The sequence below is a fragment of the Desulfosporosinus metallidurans genome (assembly GCF_001936615.1).
GTDB classification, from domain to species: Bacteria; Bacillota; Desulfitobacteriia; order Desulfitobacteriales; family Desulfitobacteriaceae; genus Desulfosporosinus; species Desulfosporosinus metallidurans.
The window spans coordinates 1-231 of the sequence record NZ_MLBF01000255.1; the positions used below are offsets into that span (position 1 = coordinate 1).

A 231-nucleotide genomic window follows, 5' to 3' on the forward strand; every position below is an offset into this window, starting at 1 on the left:
ACAAACAAGTTTTGGAAGGATACAATGATTTAGCGACAACTAAACCCGAAATAGTTCAAGAATGGCATCCAACCAAAAATGGGAATTTAAAGCCTTCAGATGTTGTAGCTGGTTCTGAGAGGAAAGTATGGTGGAAATGTAAAAAAGGGACATGAATGGGAAGCAATCAGTCTATTATAGAAGTAGTGGCACAGGATGCCCTATTTGCAATAACGAGAGGCATATTTCGTT

The 231-nt window shown here is 38.5% G+C and carries 1 protein-coding gene; it reads left to right on the plus strand.

Annotated elements, in window-relative coordinates:
* The first annotated feature begins 11 nt into the window (after window positions 1-11).
* Window positions 12-155 carry a zinc-ribbon domain-containing protein gene (locus tag DSOL_RS29380; RefSeq protein WP_235839027.1) on the plus strand — a complete coding sequence of 48 codons (144 nt, stop codon included), beginning with the start codon at window positions 12-14 and terminating at the stop codon, window positions 153-155.
* Window positions 156-231 lie beyond the last annotated feature (76 nt).